Origin of the sequence: Chryseobacterium panacisoli, assembly GCF_008274625.1 — a bacterium.
GTDB classification, from domain to species: Bacteria; Bacteroidota; Bacteroidia; order Flavobacteriales; family Weeksellaceae; genus Chryseobacterium; species Chryseobacterium panacisoli.
Window position 1 is genome coordinate 939272 of the sequence record NZ_VTRU01000001.1, and the last position, 19964, is coordinate 959235.

13 protein-coding genes are annotated in these 19964 nt (G+C 37.4%); 5 read left to right on the top strand and 8 right to left on the bottom strand.

Annotation, left to right across the window (positions count from 1 at the left end; translation table 11 throughout):
- Nucleotides 1–305: 305 nt before the first annotated feature.
- A complete protein-coding gene (locus tag FW781_RS04380) occupies nt 306–1334 on the top strand; it encodes a LacI family DNA-binding transcriptional regulator (RefSeq protein WP_149386294.1) in 1029 nt (342 codons plus the stop codon).
- A gap of 331 nt (nt 1335–1665) precedes the next feature.
- On the opposite strand, the gene FW781_RS04385 is transcribed toward FW781_RS04380, so the two are convergent.
- From FW781_RS04385 to kduI, 8 genes are all read right to left on the bottom strand, one after another.
- The gene (locus FW781_RS04385; protein WP_149386295.1) at nt 1666–3279 is read right to left on the bottom strand and encodes a UxaA family hydrolase; all 1614 of its coding nucleotides are present in this window, start codon (nt 3277–3279) and stop codon (nt 1666–1668) included.
- Nucleotides 3280–3284: 5 nt separating this feature from the next.
- Nucleotides 3285–4748, bottom strand: coding sequence for a tagaturonate reductase (locus FW781_RS04390; RefSeq protein WP_149386296.1), 1464 nt, complete (start codon nt 4746–4748; stop codon nt 3285–3287).
- Between the two features lie 108 nt (nt 4749–4856).
- On the bottom strand, nt 4857–6389 hold the full coding sequence (locus tag FW781_RS04395) for an MFS transporter (protein WP_149386297.1): 1533 nt from the start codon (nt 6387–6389) through the stop codon (nt 4857–4859).
- An 81-nt stretch (nt 6390–6470) separates the two neighbouring features.
- The gene (locus tag FW781_RS04400) at nt 6471–7142 is read right to left on the bottom strand and encodes a beta/alpha barrel domain-containing protein (protein WP_149386298.1); all 672 of its coding nucleotides are present in this window, start codon (nt 7140–7142) and stop codon (nt 6471–6473) included.
- 220 nt (nt 7143–7362) lie between these two features.
- Nucleotides 7363–8370 carry a sugar kinase gene (locus tag FW781_RS04405; protein WP_149386299.1) on the bottom strand — a complete coding sequence of 336 codons (1008 nt, stop codon included), beginning with the start codon at nt 8368–8370 and terminating at the stop codon, nt 7363–7365.
- A 253-nt stretch (nt 8371–8623) separates the two neighbouring features.
- Complete coding sequence (gene uxaC / locus FW781_RS04410) at nt 8624–10021, bottom strand: glucuronate isomerase (protein WP_149386300.1); 1398 nt, start codon at nt 10019–10021, stop codon at nt 8624–8626.
- Nucleotides 10022–10039: 18 nt separating this feature from the next.
- Nucleotides 10040–10822, bottom strand: coding sequence for a gluconate 5-dehydrogenase (locus tag FW781_RS04415; protein ID WP_149386301.1), 783 nt, complete (start codon nt 10820–10822; stop codon nt 10040–10042).
- Nucleotides 10823–10829: 7 nt separating this feature from the next.
- Nucleotides 10830–11666: a 5-dehydro-4-deoxy-D-glucuronate isomerase gene (kduI, locus tag FW781_RS04420; protein ID WP_149386302.1), complete on the bottom strand. Its 837-nt coding sequence runs from the start codon at nt 11664–11666 to the stop codon at nt 10830–10832.
- Between the two features lie 880 nt (nt 11667–12546).
- On the opposite strand from kduI, the gene FW781_RS04425 reads away from it, so the two are divergent.
- The 4 genes from FW781_RS04425 (at nt 12547) to FW781_RS04440 (ending at nt 19951) form a co-directional block, all read left to right on the top strand.
- Nucleotides 12547–15567 carry a SusC/RagA family TonB-linked outer membrane protein gene (locus FW781_RS04425; RefSeq protein WP_149386303.1) on the top strand — a complete coding sequence of 1007 codons (3021 nt, stop codon included), beginning with the start codon at nt 12547–12549 and terminating at the stop codon, nt 15565–15567.
- Nucleotides 15568–15579: 12 nt separating this feature from the next.
- Nucleotides 15580–17394 carry a RagB/SusD family nutrient uptake outer membrane protein gene (locus FW781_RS04430; protein WP_149386304.1) on the top strand — a complete coding sequence of 605 codons (1815 nt, stop codon included), beginning with the start codon at nt 15580–15582 and terminating at the stop codon, nt 17392–17394.
- 82 nt (nt 17395–17476) lie between these two features.
- Nucleotides 17477–18493, top strand: a complete 1017-nt coding sequence (locus tag FW781_RS04435) for a pectinesterase family protein (protein WP_149386305.1) — start codon at nt 17477–17479, stop codon at nt 18491–18493.
- Nucleotides 18494–18538: 45 nt separating this feature from the next.
- Nucleotides 18539–19951, top strand: a complete 1413-nt coding sequence (locus tag FW781_RS04440; protein ID WP_149386306.1) for a pectate lyase family protein — start codon at nt 18539–18541, stop codon at nt 19949–19951.
- Nucleotides 19952–19964: the final 13 nt, after the last annotated feature.

Sequence of the window (19964 nt, forward strand, 5' to 3'; positions counted from 1 at the left end):
CATGGGGACATCAGTTTTCGGTGTCCTTTTTGGTTAAACTAACCGATCTTTTTTATTATTAAATCAATTTTTTGTTGTTAATAAGCTTGATTTCCAGTGAATCCGGTTTTTATTTTAATTGATAATGTAACCCTATCTCAATAAAAATTAAGCAATTCAATATTTTTTAGGTTTAATCTGATTTTAATCACTCCTAATCTTGTATAAAATCTTAATATTTCCTTTTTGATAGACATAATTTGATTAAATTTACGACTATAATGTATGTTATCCCAGACATACCCAAAACTTCAGAAAAAGCATGTATGAATAAGAAAAATGCCACAATATATGACATCTCGAAAAAGCTTAACGTAAGTGTGGCAACTGTTTCCAGAGCATTGAACGACCATCCGAGAATAAGCCAGGCCACGAAAGATCTGGTAAAGAAAACGGCCAAAGAAATGAACTACAAGCAAAACAACCTTGCCAAAGCTCTGAAAAGCGGGGAAACAAAAAACGTAGGAATTATCGTGCCTTACATTAATACCAATTTCTTTTCATCCGTAATCCGCGGAATTGAAGAAGAGCTTTCTCCGCATGGCTATCATGTGATTATCTGCCAGAGCCATGAAGATGTGAATATTGAAAAAAGGCACTTAAACACTTTGCTTAATGCTCAGGTTGACGGTATTTTCATGTCTGTTTCCAAGACCACCATTGATACCGAACATATTCAGAATATTCTGAGCACCACCAATACTCCTATTATATTTTTTGACCGTAAAAAAGACATTTCAGGAATCAGTACAGTAACTATTGATGATTATCGCGGTGGTTATATGGCTACTGAACACCTGATTAATGAAGGATACAGAAATATTTGCCATTTCTCCGGAGACTTAAATCTGGAAATTTATGAGAACCGTCTGAAAGGTTACAAACAGGCTTTAATGGACCATAATTTAAGCATAAAGGAAGAAAATATTATCACAACCGGAAGTTCGATCGATGAAGGGATTGATGCGGTTAAAAAACTTTGGGATAAAAAGTCTGTTCCGGATGCTATCTTTTCATCCAGTGATTTTGCTGCGTTAGGTGCTTGTCAGGAACTTAAAAAACGTAAAATCAAAATTCCGCAGGAAGTTGCTGTTATTGGCTTTTCTAATGAACCTTTTACCCAATTTATGGAGCTTCCGATAAGTTCTGTAGATCAGACTCCCCTGACGATGGGGAAAATGGCAGGACAGGTTTTTATTGAAAGCGTAAAGGAAAATGGTTCCGGAGTTTCTATTGAGAAAAAGGTGGTTTTGGCACCGCAGCTTTATATCAGGAAGTCTTCAAAAAGGAAGTGATTTTATTTTGTCTTGCACTCAGGCAGTGGGATTTTCTTAACGTTCACAAAACTATTTTCCTTAACGCTCCATTTTCCTGATGGCGTTAATAATATCTCAGTTTGTCATTCTAAAGTAATTTCAGCATTTTCTTACATTTTGGCTAAAGCCTAATCTGATTGTATATTCTTAAGCGGACTAAAGTCCGCTCCTATTGATCAAGAACATTGTGTTTATTCGTGAAAAATATTTGTTTCATTTGTATTAAATTCAATTTATTCCAAAAGAAAAGCTTCCCACATTATGTAGAAAGCATTTTCAAATCTAATTATTTATATATAAAAAACGATAATTATAAACTTACGCCCCGTCTCCAGGGAATAAAATCGTTCTGATTGAGAATTGCCGCTTTGGTTTTTACCTCTCCGCTGGCAACTTCTATGATAAATTCTAACAATTCTTCTGCTTTTTCGTCTATTGACTTTTCCCCTGTAATCACATCTCCTGTATTAAAATCAATGATATCGGGCATCCTTTCTGACAATGCTGTATTTGATGAAATTTTCACTACCGGAACCACAGGATTTCCTGTCGGAGTTCCCAAACCTGTTGTAAATAAAACAATATTGGAACCTGAACCTACTAAAGCCGTAGTACATTCCACGTCATTTCCCGGAGTACACAATAAATTTAAGCCCGGTTCTTTGATGTATTCTGTAAAATCGAGTACATCATTTATCGGTGATGAGCCGCCTTTTTTAGCTGCTCCTGCAGATTTCATGGCATCCGTTATTAGTCCGTCTTTAATATTCCCCGGTGACGGATTCATATCAAAGCCAGATCCTGCAGCAACAACTGATTTTTCAAAATCTTTCATTAATTGTAAAAACCTTTCTGCGTCTTCTTCTTTCACACAGCGGTTGACCAGCTCCTGCTCTACTCCGCATAGTTCCGGGAATTCTGAAAGAATAGTTGAGCCTCCGATTCCTGCCATTAAATCTGACAGCTGTCCTAAAACCGGGTTTGCCGAAATCCCTGAGAAACCATCTGAACCACCACATTCCAACCCTAAAACAAGCTTAGAAATGGGTGCAGGTTTTCTTTCTGTTTCGTTAGCCTTTTTGATGGCTTCGTAAGAGTCTTTAATAATTCCGCTTAACATTTCATCTACAGTTCCGGACTTTTGCTGTTCGTAAACGATGATAGGCTTTTTATTATCCGGACTGATTTTTTCCAGGGCATCTTTAAAAATCTGAACCTGTAAATTCTGGCAGCCCAAGCTTAAAACTGTTGCTCCGGCTACGTTCGGATTGTTAACATATCCTGCGAGCAATCTTCCCAATGCCTCGGCATCCTGACGAATTCCGCCACAACCGCCCTGATGCGTAATGAATTTAACTTCAATATTTTTAAATACTCTTGAATCCTGCTCTTCTTCAACAGCAGTTTCCGTTTCGGAATTATTGATTAATGACCTTAATAATAACTGGTGTTTTGTGACTTTTTCAAATAACAGTTCCTTTTCAAAAACATCCTTTAAAATTTCAACATTTCTGTTTTCACAAAAAACCAGCGGGAAAAATAACCATACATTTTCCGTTCCTACCTGCCCGTCTTCGCGGTGATAACCCATAAATGTTTTATCTTTCCATTGATCAACATTGGGAGCAGTCCAGGAAGTGGTTTCTGTTTTTCGTTCTACTTTTGCGCTTTGATGTTTTACATTTTCGGTGGTAATCACCTCTCCTTTCCGGATCGGCAGACTGGCTTTTCCCACCAAAACTCCGTACATGATAATAGCATCACCTACGGCAAGATCTTCAGTCACGAATTTGTGTTTCGCTTTCGTGTCTTTTATAATTTCATAAGTAAGCTCTCCCAAAGTAACCGTTTCCCCCTGCGCCAGATCTACCAATGCGACTGCTACATTATCCCTGGGATTTACTTTTAGTACTTTCTTTTGCATTTTTTCTAAGAATAAAATTGTATAAAGTTGTAATACGCAGTTTCTACGCCGTTGTGGTCTATTTCCCACAAAGCTTTTGCTACTGCATCTTTCAGTCCGTCAACCTGAGTAAGGTCTGTATCCCAGAAAGCGGTTTCGCTTAATGATAATTCTGCTATTTTCCCATAATCTCCGTTTGTCCAGATCTCTTTGAATTGAGCAACAATGGATTCTTCATCATTAATTGGCAAAGAGTTCTCACCAAAATTCCCCTGGTAAAACCTGATTAAACTTGCCAAAGAGAATACCAGATTCAATGGTAATTTTTGATTAATTTCAACGTAACCCAACAAACTCGGAAGGATTCTTACTTTAAATTTAGAAACAAAATATAACGCAATACTCGCCTGATAATGTTTAATAAAAGGATTTCTGAATCTGTCGAAAACTTCCTCCGCGAAATCTTTCAGTTCCGTTTCATCCAGACCTAAAGTGGGATTTACTTCATTAAAAATGGTTTCGCTTAAAAACTTTCCGATAAACGCATCGTCAATAGATTCCTTTACCGTTTCCTTACCTGATAAAACTGCAGGAGCCAGCATTAAGGTATGGCCGCCATTCAGGATTCTCACTTTTCTCAAACGATACGGCTGAATATCGTCGACCACCAGAATCTGTTCGTTAATTTGCGCAAAAGGAATTCTTTCTTTTAAATTTCCGGCATCCTGAATCACCCAAAGCAGGAATATTTCAGAAACAACCATCATCTGATCTTCATAATCCAGTTGATCTTGGTATGATTCTGCATCATCTTTCGGATAACCCGGAACAATTCTGTCCACCAAAGTATTATGGAAATAATTATTTTGATTAATCCATTGCTCAAAATCAACATCTAAATTCCAAAGCCGGGCATATTTCAGGATCATATCTCTCAATACAAATGCATTGTCTTCAATTAATTCGCAAGGAATAATTCTTACTCCTTTATCTGCAGCTCCGTTGAAATGTTTGAATCTCTCGTGTAATAAAACTGTTAGTTTTGCAGGGAAATTCTTGTGCGGACCAATGTAATCATTTTCTGATTCGTCATAAGCAATTCCCGTTTCTGTTGTGTTTGAGAAGATAAATTCTAATTCTTCTTCTTTCGCCAACGCTAAGAATTCATCGTAATTTGTATAAGGATTAATCGACTTCTGAATCGCAGAAATCACTTGTTTTGTATCAACGATCTCCCCTTTTTTAATTCCCCTTGAGAAAAGCGTGTACAGATTATCCTGTTCTTCCAATTTATGAACCGAACCGCCCGCTGTTGGCTGAACGTTTACAATTCCGGCATTGAATCCCGCTTCTTTATTTAATTTATCAATGACATAATCTGTAAATCCTCTCATAAAATTTCCACCTCCAAACTGTATAATTTTGATGGGAAGTTTTTCCTGAGAACCGATTAATTCGCGATTTAATTTTTGTTTTATCTGATTTTCCATCTTTTTAACTCGATGATTTTATTTTTTTAACGCAGAGTCCAAGTTTTTTTGACTACTATCTGTTTGTAATTTCGCAAAGGCGTTTCGTTTAACAAAACTCACAAAGTTTTATTTTATCACCTTATATTTTGGAACCAATATTTTCATTACTGTCCAGGCGATAAGATATGCTACGGCACACGCTGAAAATATAATCATGTAGCCTTTGTCGATTCCGTCCGCAACTACTGATCCTGATTTTTCCAGCTGCTCAAAAAATCCGTCCGGTAATCTTTCGTTGATATATTGAGGATATTTTTCCAATAAAGGAATTCCGTCAACTGTTGACCACGCTTTATGAGCATGATCGAACAATACGCCTGAAGATTTATTAATAATGAATGAACCGATTCCGCCTGCCATTCCGCCAATTCCGGTGATGGTTGCGATGGCTTTTTTGGGGAACATATCGCCCACTGTTGAGAAAATATTTGCTGACCAGGCCTGATGTGCTGCTCCTGCAATTCCGATAATTAAAACCGGAATCCAATACGTTACTGAACCTAAAGGCTGTGCTAAAAGTGCCAACAAAGGAAAAAATGCGAAAATCAGCATTGCTTTCATTCTTCCTGAGTAAGCATTCATTCCTTTCTTTTCTACAAAATATTTTGGAAGCCACCCTCCGATAATTGACAATAAAGTAATTATATAAAGAACGAATAATGGCAATGCACTCTGCGTAGAATCCATTTTGTAAACAGAACTTAAATAAGCCGGAGTCCAGAATAAAAAGAACCACCAAACGCCGTCTGTCATAAATTTTCCAAAGGCAAAAGCCCAGGTCTGTCTGTAGCTGAAGCATTCTTTGAAAGTGAATTTTCTTTCTTCTGCCTGCACAGTATTTTCTTCAACAGCAAAGTCTTCCTGATCCTGCTGAATATAGGTTAATTCATGCTCGTTAACTTTATGATGTTCGTGAGGCTTTTTGTAGTAGAAAACCCACAATCCCATCCATACAAATCCCAACGCTCCAATGATGATAAATGCCCATTCCCACCCCATGGCTTTTGCAATAAAAGGAATGGTAACCGGTGCTGCCAAAGCCCCAACCGTTGCTCCTGCATTGAAAATACTTGTTGCTAAAGCTCTGTCTTTTTTAGGGAAATATTCCGCTGTAGTTTTAATTGCTGCCGGAAAATTTCCTGCTTCACCAATAGCCAATACGAAACGCGCAAAAATGAACAGCGTTACACTCGTACTGATAATGGCAGAGGTATTGGAAACTGTAGAAATCAATTCTTTAGATCCGTGAAAACCTGCCAGCCAGTTTCCGGTAAGAATTCCGGAGGTTGCAATACCGCAAAATGCGTGTAAAACCGCGCCGACAGACCAGATTCCGATTGCCCAGAGGAAACCTTTTTTGGTATCCATCCAATCGACAAATTTTCCGGCGAAAAGCATTCCTACTGCATAGAAAATAGAGAATAACGCCGTGATATTTCCGTAATCATTATTGTTCCAGTGAAATTCCGGTGCGATAAAATCTTTCCACGTCAAAGATAAAACCTGACGATCAAGATAATTGATCGTGGTTGCAATGAACAGCAAAAAGCATATCGTCCATCTGAAGGTGCTCGGTTTAAGAGACTTAACTGAACTCATATAATTTTAGAATTAGTTATTTTGTTTGAATGTTTTTAAGGCGTTTCACTCAGCTGGGCTCACAAAGTGTTTCCTGCTTTCTTAGTCATTATTATTTTTTAAAGCCTGAATAATTTCCAGCACTTTTACAGTCTCGTTTTCAATAGTTGTATAGTCTTTAGCAAGCATTAATTCTTTGCTTACCAACTTACTTCCCATTCCTACCGCTGAAACACCAGCTTTAAACCAGCTTTCGATACTTTGTTTTGTAGTATCAACGCCGCCCGTCGGCATAAATTTCAGATTGGGGAAAACATCTTTGATCGCACTCATAAATCCGATTCCTAAGGCATTCCCAGGGAATAGTTTAATGAAAGTAACGCCTGCGTTTTCAGCTTCGATAATTTCTGTCGGGGTCATACAACCCGGGCTATACAACCGATCTTTCGGAATCAAAAATTCTGCAACCTCAGCTACAAAACCCGGACTGATAAAGAAGTCTGCGCCTGCTTTAGAGTATTCTTCAGCTTGCTGTACATTTTTTATTGTTCCGATTCCCAACAGCATTTCCGGCATTTCTGCATTACGGATTTCCACCATTTTTGTAAAATTACTTAACGCAGCTTCACCGCGGCTTGTATATTCCACTGCACGAATTCCGGCTTTGTAAAGTGATCTCAGTATTTCTAAAGTTACTTCTTCATCAGCATTATAATACAGAGGTAAAACTCCCTGATTGATGATGGTATTTGTAACCGATTGAATTTTTGTCATTTTGTTGAATTACTTTGTTGAAAATAATCATTGATGGGGTTTTATCCATCCTTTAGTATGCTGTCCCTTCAAGACTTTATCTTAATCTTTTCTTTTACCGCAAAGGGTGCAAAGATTTTCTTTTTAGTGCTTGATGTGTATTTTAAGTTCGCAAAGGCGTTTCACTCAGCGAAGTCGACAATTTTTTAGTTTTATCGATAAGCCAATTACCAAAAGTCAACTACCTTTTTATTCTTCCGCCTGAACCTCCGTTCATGACTTCCAGAATATCTTCTGCACTGCTATAATTGATGTCTCCTAATATGGTGTGCTTTATTGCACACGCTGCATTAGCGAATTGTAATGCTTTTTCGTCATCGAAATTCATTAATCCATAGATCAAACCTGCCGCAAAAGCATCACCTGTCCCGATTCTGTCAACCACAGGATTAACTTCCAGCAATTCAGTTTCAAAATAGTTATCACCCGCTAAAGCTCTTCCCTGTGTCTGCTGAGAACTTGCTGTAACGCCAATTCTTATTTTGTCGAAAATTTTATGAATAGAAGGGCATTGCTGTTTTAATTCTCTGCAGGCTGCGGTGAATCCTTCCTTATCTGACGAAAAATGAGTTCCGAGAATTTCATTAATTTCATTCACTCCACCGATAAAAATCGTTGAATAAGAAACCAGCTCTTTCAAAACTTCATGTCCTTTTTTGCCATATTTCCAAAGATTTGAACGGTATGCAGGATCAGTTGTAACCTCAATTCCCAATTCACGGGCTGTTTGTAAACCTTCTTTCAGACTTTCATAAGCTGCTTCGGAAATTCCCGGGCTAATGCCTGTCCAATGGAAATACTGGCACCCTTCAAGGGCTTTTTTCCAGTCAATTTGTTCAGGCTTACTATTTGCAAAAGAACCGTTCAGTCTGTTGTAAGCAATTCTGCTGGCACGAACTGATGAACCAACTTCTAAAAAATACAACCCCAGAGGATGGTCATTTTTGCTGATAAAAGCTGTGTCAATTCCAAAACTCTTAATAAAGGAAACCGCCGATTCACCTACAAAATCATCAGAAACACTGCTGATATGCCTTACATCACAACCCATCGTTGCCAATGAAGAGGCTACATTAAGCTCCGTTCCGCCGAAAAAGAATTCCATTTCATGGCTTTGTTTCATGGTTCTGTTTCCGGGTGGAGAAAGTCTCATGATGACTTCTCCAAATGTGACTATTTTGCTGCTCATTTTTTAATCAACCTTTTATTTTTAAGCCATTAAGATTTATTGAAGGAGTTAGAAAAGTTAAGTTTGGCTATTCCTTAAGATTATTTAAAATCTGTATGCTTTTTCTTACTTCAACTTAACCTCTTAAATTTCTTTAATGGTTTAAAATTTTATTTTTTATCTCTCGCAGATTTAGCAAATCTGGCAGATGATTGTGTTAAAAAAAATCTGATTAATCAGCTCAATCTGCAAGAGGTTTTATTTAATTTGAAATTTAAAAATCAAAATAATTTTTAGCATTATGATAACAAATATCTGAAATGGTCTTACCAATCAGTTCGATATCATCAGGTAATTCGCCGTTTTTCATTTCTTCTCCGAAAAGGTTACACAGTACTCTTCTGAAATATTCGTGTCTCGGGAAAGAAAGAAAACTTCTGGAATCCGTAAGCATTCCAACGAAACAGCTGATCAATCCCATATTTGAAAGGGCATTCATCTGCTTGATCATTCCGTCTTTCTGGTCCAGGAACCACCATCCTGATCCAAACTGTACTTTTCCTTTGATGCTTCCATCATTGAAATTTCCGATCATTGTCGCAAAAATCTCGTTGTCTGCGGGATTTAAATTATATAAAATGGTTTTTGTTAACTTATCTTTTCCGTCTAATGTGTTCAGTAATTTAGACAGGGTTTCTGCCTGAACGAAATCACCGATAGAATCCCAGCCTGTATCAGGACCTAGAATTCTGTGCATTCTTTCATTATTATTTCTCAGCGCTCCAAGATGGAACTGCTGTACCCAGCCGTATTTGTGGTACGCTTCTCCTAAAAATAATAAAATGGCAGTTTTGAATTGATTCACTTGTTTTTCAGCAATTACTTTTCCTGAAATTTTATCATTAAAAATCGCACTTACTTCCGCTTCTGAAGCTTCTTCAAAAGAAATATTATTCAATCCGTGGTCACACAATCTGCAGCCATTTTCATGGAAATATTCAATTCTTTTGATTAAAGCATCACATAAATTCTGGTAAGAATTAATTTCAATTCCGGCAGATTCGCCCAATTTTGAAATATAATCTGCAAAGTTGTGATTTTCGATTAAAATTGCTTTATCAGGACGGAAAGCTGTACTTACTTTAATGCTGAAATCGCTTTTTGCCAGATCCTGATGATAATTCAACAGATCTGTAGGATCTTCCGTTGTACACAGAGATTCTACATTCATCATTTTTAATAAGCCTCTTGTTGATTTTTCAGGAGTATGAAGCTGAGCGGTGATATTTTCGTAGATTTCTGATGCGTTGTCTGCATTTAACAATTCATCAATTCCGAAATATCTTTTTAATTCCAGATGGGTCCAATGGTACAAAGGATTTCTCAATGTATACGGAACTGTTTTTGCCCAGGCCTCAAATTTTTCTTTATCTGAAGCGTCTCCCGTGATGAATTTTTCGTTCACTCCCATGGTACGCATGGCTCTCCATTTGTAATGATCACCCGCAATCCAAACCTTTGAGATATTATCGAAAACGGTGTCTTCTGCAATATCTTTAGGAATCAAATGATTATGATAATCAATGATGGGTTGTTTTTCTGCATATCTGAAGTATAATTCTTCAGCGTATTTATTTTGTAATAAAAAGTTATCTGTAATAAAAGGTTTCATTCTAGTCTGATTCTGTTGTTACTCATTAGCAGGTTTCCCGATGGTTGCCAAAATACCTCCATCCACGTAAATGATCTGTCCGTTGATGAATCTGCTTGCGTCAGAAGCTAAGAAAATAGCCGTTCCTGCCAGATCTTCCGGATTTCCCCATCTTCCTTCCGGGGTTCTGCTGATGATAAAGTCGTTAAAAGGATGTCCATCTACCCGGATTGGTTCTGTCTGGGAAGTAGCAAAATATCCGGGTCCGATTCCGTTCACCTGAATATTGTGTTTTGCCCATTCTGTCGCCAGATTTTTAGTAAGCATTTTCAGACCGCCTTTTGCAGAAGCATAAGCTACTACATTGTCGCGTCCCAGCTCACTCATCATCGAGCAGATGTTGATGATCTTTCCGGATTTTCTTTTGATCATATATTTGCCGACTAATTTCGACATGATAAAAGGTCCTGTAAGGTCTACATCGATTACTTTTCTAAAGTCTTCCACTTCCATGTCGATTGCCGGAATACGTTTGATGATTCCTGCATTGTTGACAAGGATGTCTATTTTTCCATGGGCAGCTTCCATTAAAGCTACTTTCTGAGCGGCTTCCAGCTCATCCGTTACATCAAAAAGATAACCGGTTGCTTTATATCCTTTAGAATGATAATAGTTTAAAGCTTCTTCTAATTTTGACGGTGTTGTACTTGTGATTGCCAGTTCAGCACCCGCAGCGGCAAGACCTTCTGCCATTGCCATTCCTAATCCGTGAGTACCGCCTGTAACGACTGCTACTTTACCGGATAAATCAAATAAATTCATTAGAAAATTACTTTAGTTCGTTAGTTTTGATACCGTCCATATCACCATAGTCCATATTTTCTCCGGCCATACCCCAGATAAAAGTATAATTGGAAGTTCCAACTCCTGAGTGGATAGACCATTCCGGAGACAATACAGCCTGTCTGTTAGTCATAAAAATATGACGGGTTTCGTTTGGCTGGCCCATAAAGTGACTTACCGTCTGGCCTTCTTCCAGATCAAAATAGAAATAAGCTTCCATTCTTCGGGTATGAGTATGCGCAGGCATTGTATTCCAAACGCTTCCCGGATGAAGTTCCGTCATTCCCATTTGTAATTGGCAGGTTTCAAGAACAGAATTTACAATCAGTTTATTGATTGTACGTCTGTTGGCATATTTCTCTTCACCCAATTCTACAATTTCGGCTTCATTTTTCGTAATTTTTTTAGTTGGATAAGTATGATGTGCGGGAGCTGAGTTGATGTAAAAATAAGGTTGTGCATCACCAGACTTTTCAAAAACTACTTCTTTAGTCCCTTTTCCTATATATAAAGCTTCTTTGTTTCCAAGCTCATATACTTCACCGTCTACTGTTACTTTTCCGGCACCGCCAACGTTGATGATTCCCAATTCTCTCCTGTCAAGAAAATACTGAGCTTTCAAATCATCTGTAGGTTCCAGCTTCAAAGCGTTTGCTGAAGGCATGACACCTCCTACAATCAGCCTGTCATACATAGAATAGACTAATTTTATCTTACCTTCATTAAATAAATCATTGATTAGAAACTCCCTCCTAAGATCTTCAGTGGTATACTTCTTTACATCTTCAGGATGATGGGCGTAACGAAATTCTGATTGTGACATACTGCTATACTTTTCTTTTTGCGGTTTTATCAAAACCTGTTAAACATTGTGTAATCGATTGCATAAAATTACACTAAAATCTGATAGAAATACTTGTGGGATAAATATATAATTATTCTTTAATTAGTTAACAAAAAATTAATTTAAATGTATAAATAGTTAATTAACAGCTGATTAATTTTTATATTAATATGAAAATTAAGAAAATTTCAAAGAAATTAAAAGAATTATATTAACCAAAATTAATGCGTAATCGGGGTTTAAATATAAAATCATACCAAAAGAAAACAACGAAATCGAGATATTAATTTAATAAAAATAAATAAAAAACACTGTACATCTTATACATAATAAGACCAATCAATACAATGTACAGAATTTAACTAAAAATATTAATCCAAAAAGATGACAAAAGTCAGAAATATTGTCAAAAAAATAATCTTGACTGTCATTTTGGGGAAATTTCCAAGAGCAAAAGCAGGTGAATTTTAAGCAAAATTTAAGTTTTTAAATTAATAAAGAATAAAGAAATCTGCTTTCTTTCACATAAATATCCACACCAAACAAAATTTAATAAATTGTTAATATACAGATACTTACAACAACACAGCTATTCATTATTTTACAAAATACTTCATCTTTCAACAATCAAATTAATGAAAAAATAATATTTTTTTCTTTGCGTATTGAAAAATAATATTAGTTTAGGAGCCAGGATATTTATTATGAAAATTTACGCAATCGATTGCACTTCTAAAATGTGTAAAACTTTTCAGAAAATATTTACCGCTAAAAATCAGTAGAATACTTTACAAATCCACACAAGACAAAACGATTGAAAAAAACTTTCAACCAAAAATTAAAACTATAAGGATACAAAATGGATAAAAGAGTACATTCAATAAAGTGGTTATATTTAACTGTCTTTCTACTTCCTGTCCTTGCTATGGCTCAAGAAAAAGAAACTAAGAAGGAAACCGAAAAAAACATTGATGAAGTGGTTTTGGTAGGGTATTCTAAAGTTTCAAAAAAAGATGTTACCAATGCAGTTGGTTCCGTAAAGGCCGACGAAGTAAAAGATATGCCTGTAAACAGTGCGGCAGAAGCAATTCAGGGCAGAGTTGCCGGTGTTCAGATCACGGCCAGCGAAGGGTCACCCGGCGCTGAAGTTGAAATTAAAGTAAGAGGCGGTACTTCTATTACACAAAGTAATGCTCCTCTATATATTGTGGACGGAATCCAGATGGATAACGCTCTGTCGATTATTTCTCCTAAAGAAATTGAATCTATTGAAGTATTAAAAGATGCTGCTTCTACCTCTATCTATGGATCGCGAGGCGCCAACGGTGTTGTTTTGATCACCACAAAAGGCGGACGCAAAAAAGCTGCTGCTCAAGTCAATTACAGCGGTTATACTGGGGTAAGAAAAATTATAAACACCATCCCTGTTCTTGATCCTTATGAATTTGTAATGTATCAGTACGAACTTTACAATAAAAACGGTATAGCTGACGACATGACTACCTTTACAACCCGATATGGTAATTTCAATGAACTTGCTGATAAATACGGAAATATAAAGAAGAGAGACTGGCAGAATGAGCTTTTCGGAAAAGAAGCTTTCAACTTCACTCACAATTTAAGCTTAACAGGCGGTTCCGATAAATCTACTTTTTCCTTGACGTTAAATCATGTGGAAGAAGATGGGATTATGCTCAACTCCGGCTTCAGGAGAAGCATGGCCAATTTCAAGTATGATTATGATATTTCAAAAAAGCTGAAGGTTGGATTTAATGCACGATACAGCCGACAGCTGATTTCCGGGGCCGGAACTTCGGCAAGCGGATCTCAGGGCACCAACAGATTAAGAAACGCTGTAAGATACCAGCCTTTTGAAGGAGGAAGCAATGTTCCTATTGATGATTTTGATCCTAACTACGCCACATTAACCAATCTTGTAAATCCTCTGATTTTAAATGATAACGAAGTAAAGGATGCAAAAACAAATGATTTATTACTAAATGCGTACTTGAATTATAACATTACGAAAAATTTAACTTTCAGAAGTGTTGTAGGGTATGTTCAGAAAGATAATTTCATCAATCAGTTCTGGGGTACTGTTACCAATGATGCGAGATCCAATAACAATCAGCCGATTGTACAGTTAACGAGAAACCAGACCAGAAGGATTACCAATACCAACACTTTAAATTATACCCAAAAATTCGGAAATCATAAAGTAGATTTGTTATTGGGAGAAGAAACCGTACAAACTGACGGAGAAACTTCAAGTACATATACCAAATGGCTACCAGTTTCTATCTCACCTAATGAGGCTTTTGCTAACATCCAATCTGCAACTCCACCTTCAGGGATGATTCAGGATGCTCCTAAAACCGGTGCATTGCCTCCGGACAGACTTCTTTCCTTTTTTGGTAGAGCAAACTATATTTTTAATAATAAATATATCGTAACAGCCTCCATAAGAGCCGATGCATCCAATGTATTCGGAGCAGGAAACAGATGGGGAACTTTCCCTGCAGTTTCTGTAGCATGGAAACTTAAAGAAGAAAATTTTCTTAAAAATAAAGAATGGCTGGAGGAGCTTAAATTACGTTTCGGATACGGTCTTGCAGGAAACAACAGAATTCCGGCCTACCTGTATGATACTTTTTTCACGACTTCCACTGACTACGGATATACCTTCGGAAGCGGTGTAACTCCAGGAGCTACTACAGGAAATACTTTGGCAAACAAGAACGTAACATGGGAAGCTACCGTATCTAAAAACTTAGGGATCGACTTCGGTTTTTTTAACGGAAGATTATATGGTAGTATCGACGGATATATTACTGATACAAAAGATTTGTTGGTCTTAGCAAAAATTCCTCAGACCTCAGGATATGAGTATCAATATCAAAATTCAGGAAAAACGCAGAACAAAGGTCTGGAATTTACCATGGGAGGACTTATTGTCAATAAAGAAAATTTCACATGGAAAACAGACTTCAATATTTCTGCCAATAAAAATATTATTAAAAGCCTGGGGGCAAATGTTTCAGGAGGAAATGATTATTATCTGGTGGCTTCAGGATGGGTAAACAGTTTGTACGATTTCATTGCCAAAGTTGGAAATCCGGTAGGTACGTATTATGGATATGTAACTGAGGGACGATATGAGATCAGTGATTTTGATTACAATGCGACCTCTCAGGCCTATACTTTGAAAACCGGAGTTCCAAGCAGCAGTGCTGTGGCTAACGGTTCTAAACCAATTCAGCCGGGAGATCTTAAATTGAAAGATCTGAATGGTGACGGACAAATCACAGCAGCCGACCAGACCGAGCTGGGAAGCGCACAGCCAAAATTCTTCGGAGGTTTCAGCCAGACTTTCAGATACAGAAACTGGGATATGAGCTTATTCTTTAACTTCTCTATCGGAAACAAAGTATATAATGCCAATAAAATAGAGTTTACCACTCAGTATCTATACAGAGACAACAACATGTCGGCAGAAGTTGCAGACAGATGGAGATGGTTCAACGATCAGGGGGTAAAAGTTACTGATCCTACAGCTCTGGCTGCATTAAACGCAAATACTACCATGTGGACTCCTCCGCAAGGAAATTACATCCTCCATTCTTACGCCATCGAAGATGGATCTTTCTTAAGGCTGAATAATGTTACCATAGGATATAGCCTGCCAAAAGGCTCTCTGGAGATGCTTGGTATCAAAAATTTCAGGTTGTACGCAACAGTGAATAATTTATTTACCATCACAGGTTACAAAGGATATGATCCTGAAGCCAGTACAAGAAAAAATCCTTTAACTCCGGGAGTTGATTATGCTGCATATCCTAGAAGCAGATTTATTTTAACAGGTATTGATTTAACCTTTTAATTGAAAATTAACATGAAAAAAACAATAATTATATTAAGTTGCATCCTATCTCTTACCACCATACATTCATGTAGCGATTATCTTGAACCTGAAAACTATTCAAGTGTGGCAGAAGCCCAGCAATTCGATAGTGTATCTGACACATTTACCGCTTTAGTGGGAGTTTACAGCCAGCTTGCGGGTGATGACGGGTACGGACAGCGACTGGCATTAATATATCCGCATTCAAGTGATGACTTCAGAACTTCGGGAGATTACAACTGTAATGACAGAAGAGGTCTCGCAACATTTGGTGCCTGCCCTACCAATACAGAATTAAATAAGCCTTTCTTAAAATTATATTCAGGAATCGAAAGAGCCAATCTTTGCATAAAAAATATTCCGCTGTCTCCTGTTTACAAGACAGGTTCTGACGCTGATAAAAAATTAATGGACAGATATCTTGGAGAAGCTTTAACATTGAGAGCCCAGTTCTATTATGAGCTGATCAGAAACTGGGGTGATGTACCTTTTCAGGACAAACCATCTGCAGATTACGACAATCTTTATTTAGCGAAAACAGACAGAGACGTTATTTATGAAAGAATGATTGCTGACCTTGCCCAGGCTGCAAATTTGGTTCCGTGGAGATCTGAGGGAAGCACGACCAATGCCAGAATTTCTAAAGGCTTTGTAAAAGGGTTAAGAGCAAGAATTGCATTGGCAAGAGCAGGATATTCATTAAGAAGAAACCCACAGCAGATGGTGCAGGGAACAAATCCTCAAACCTATTATCAAATTGCTCTTGATGAGTGCAAAGATATCATGAATCATACTGGCGAGCATAGCCTAAACCCTAGCTACGAGCAAGTTTTCAAAGCCTTACATTCCAATTCCCAAGATACGACCAACGAAATCATCTTTTGTGTAGGAGCATTCGGAGGAAACGCAAGAACAGACAGTAAAATAGGATACTATAATGGCTTAAAACATGATGACAACTCCAACTGGAAAGGTGGAGGCGGAATCAATGCTCTTCCTACTTATTTCTATGAATTCAGTAAGTACGACTTGAGAAGAGATATGAATGTTGGAATTTTCAAAGTGAATAATTCTAACCAGGCTGAGATCGTAAATGCCATTTCTTTCACTGATTCTAAATACAGAAAATCATGGACGAATGTAACAGGGCCTTCTCAAAACCTTGCTGTAGACTGGCCATTACTGCGTTTTTCAGATGTACTATTAATGTTTGCAGAAGCAGATAATGAGCTTCACGGAGCACCTTCTTCAGATGCAATCAATGCAGTAAAAGCGGTAAGAAACAGAGCTTACGCCGGAAATCTGGGACAGGTTGGAACAATTCCTACCGATAAAACTGGATTTTTCAACTATATTGTTCAGGAAAGACTATTGGAATTGGGCGCTGAAGGGATCAGAAAATATGACTTAATCCGCTGGAATTTATTAGATGCTAAAATTACGGAGACAAGACAAAAATTAACTGCTTTTGCCAACGGAACAGGTCAGTATGCTAACGTACCTTTGAATCTTTATTTTAAGAAATCAGTTTATGATCCGACAAAAACGGCTCAGCAAAATATTAATGATATCGATATTTTCTTTACAGGAGGAGACAAATCCCAGGTATTTTATCTTCCTTCTCAGGATGCAACCCCTGCCGGATATACCAAAATAGCATGGAGAGCCGCAGTGTTGCCAACCTATATCAGCGATCCTGTAAAAGGTTTTGCGCAATATTTCCAACCCAACAAAAGGGAATTACTGCCTATTTATAGTGATATCATTATGTCAAATTACAATCTGACACAAGATTACGGTTACTAGAAATTAAAAATACATTCATATCAAGTTGAGAATACAGGCTTGGCCCAGGTTAAGTCTGTATTTTAAATCAAATTAAAACGTTATGAAAGCTCCTCTGATAAATAAAAATTTTAACTTCATTTCAATATTTCCGATACTATTGTTAAGTCTTCTTTCCTTTAAAACTGCTGATAAAACAATCGTGGTTTCAAAGGACGGAAAAGGCAACTTTACCACAGTACAACAAGCCATCGATGCTGTTGAAAATGATTCTTCCACAAGAACAAAAATTTTAATTAAACCCGGAGTTTATAAAGAAAAAATCACCATTCCTGAAACAAAAGGAGCAATTGTCCTAGAAGGAGAAAACCCTCAGAATACTATCATTACATACGATGATTTTGCTTCAAAAAAGAATACAGAAGGAAAAGATATCGGAACCACAGGTTCTTCCACTATTTTTATTTATTCAAATGATTTTACAGCGAGAAATATTTCATTTGAAAACAGCTCGGGAAGAGTCGGACAGGCTGTTGCCGTACTGACTTCCGGTGACAGAATCGCTTTTGAAAACTGCAGATTCTTAGGAAATCAGGATACATTGTACTTAAAAGGAGCCCAGGATTGGACTGATAAGACAAAACCATCAAGAAACTACTTTAAAAATTGCTATATCGAAGGTACAACCGATTATATTTTCGGGGCCGGAACCGCCGTTTTTGAAAACTGTACGATTTATTCTAAAGAAACGGCAAGCTACGTGACAGCTGCCTCTACTCCACAGGAAAACGAGTTCGGATTTATTTTTATCAATTCAAAAATCATCGGAAATGCTAAAGAAAACTCAGTTTACCTGGGAAGGCCTTGGAGACCTTTTGCAAAAACCGTTTACATCAATTGTGAAATCAATTCAACCATAAAACCTGAAGGATGGCACAACTGGAGCAAACCTGATGCAGAAAAGACCACTTTCTACGCAGAATTTAATTCAACAGGAAGCGGAGCCAATATTTCCAAAAGAGTGTCGTGGTCACATCAATTAACAAAAGAAGAAAGTAAAAAATACACAGCAGAGTCTATTTTAAAAGGAAAAGACCGCTGGAATATTAAAAAAAATTGAAAATAAGCCTAATCTAAATCTCAAAATACCAAAGAATTTTCAATCATGAAAAAAAACTTCACCAAACTCTTCACAATAGGAATTTTATGCGGTATCTCCTTGTGGGCCAATGCTCAGGAGATATCGAGTTTTCCGGGAGCAGAAGGTTTCGGAAGATACACCACAGGTGGCCGTGGCGGGAAGGTTTGCTTCGTGACAAAACTTACAGATGATGGCTCAGAAGGTACTTTAAGATATGCATTAGACCAAAAAGGTCCGAGATATATTGTGTTTAAAAGCAGTGGAACCATTTATCTGGAATCCCCTTTAAAGATCAAAGAAGGCAATGTTACTATTGCGGGACAAACGGCTCCAGGAGACGGAATTACAGTTGCCAATTATGAAACTTTCGTAGGCGCAGACAATGTGATTATACGTTACATGCGATTCAGAATGGGTGATCAGAAAAATTTTGAAGGCGATGCGTTAGGCGCAAGATTTATTAAAAATCTAATCGTTGATCATTGCTCTATGAGTTGGTCAACAGATGAAACAGTATCTATTTATGTGAATGAAAATACAACACTTCAATGGTGCGTGATCGCAGAGAGTTTAAGAAATTCTGCTCACCGGAAAGGTGCTCACGGATATGGCGGAATTGCGGGAGGAAAATTTGCAAGTTTTCACCATAACCTTTACGCTCATCACGACAGCAGAAACCCAAGATTGGGAGAATATGCAGGAAGTAAATTTGCCCTGACCGATCTTACTGATTTCAGAAATAATGTGATCTACAACTGGGGACACAACAATGTCTACGGTGGTGAAGGAATGAATGTAAATATGGTTAATAATTACTACAAACCGGGACCTGCAACGATGACCAGACAGAGAATTGTTGCCATTGATAAAAATGAAAAACCAGAGACAGAAGTTTACAATATCTGGGGCAAATATTATATCAGCGGAAATGTGATGGAAGGAAACTCAGAAGTAACAAAAGACAATTGGACACAAGGAGTTTTTGCCCAGATGAAACCTTCTTATAATCTGACGGAGAAAGATAAAAATGAGATAAAAATCAATCAGCCTCACGATATTAAGAATAATGTAAAAACACATGCTGCGAAAGAAGCTTATGATAAAGTTTTACAGATTGGCGGCGCAAGTTTAACAAGGGATGCAGTGGATTTACATGTTTTAAAAGATGTAAAAAACGGAAGCTTCACTTACAAAGGCTCAAAAGGAAGTTCCAGCGGAATCATAGATTCTCAAAAAGATGTCGGCGGATTTCCGGATTTAAAAACAGGAAAACCCCTACCCGATTCAGACAACGACGGAATGCCTGATGAATGGGAAATTAAGAATAAATTAAATCCAAAAGTTGCCAATTCCAGCGAACGGGATTTGGATAAAAACTACGATAATATTGAAGTATATTTTAACGATCTGGTTAAAAAAATAACCGAAAGACAATAACTAATAACCATGA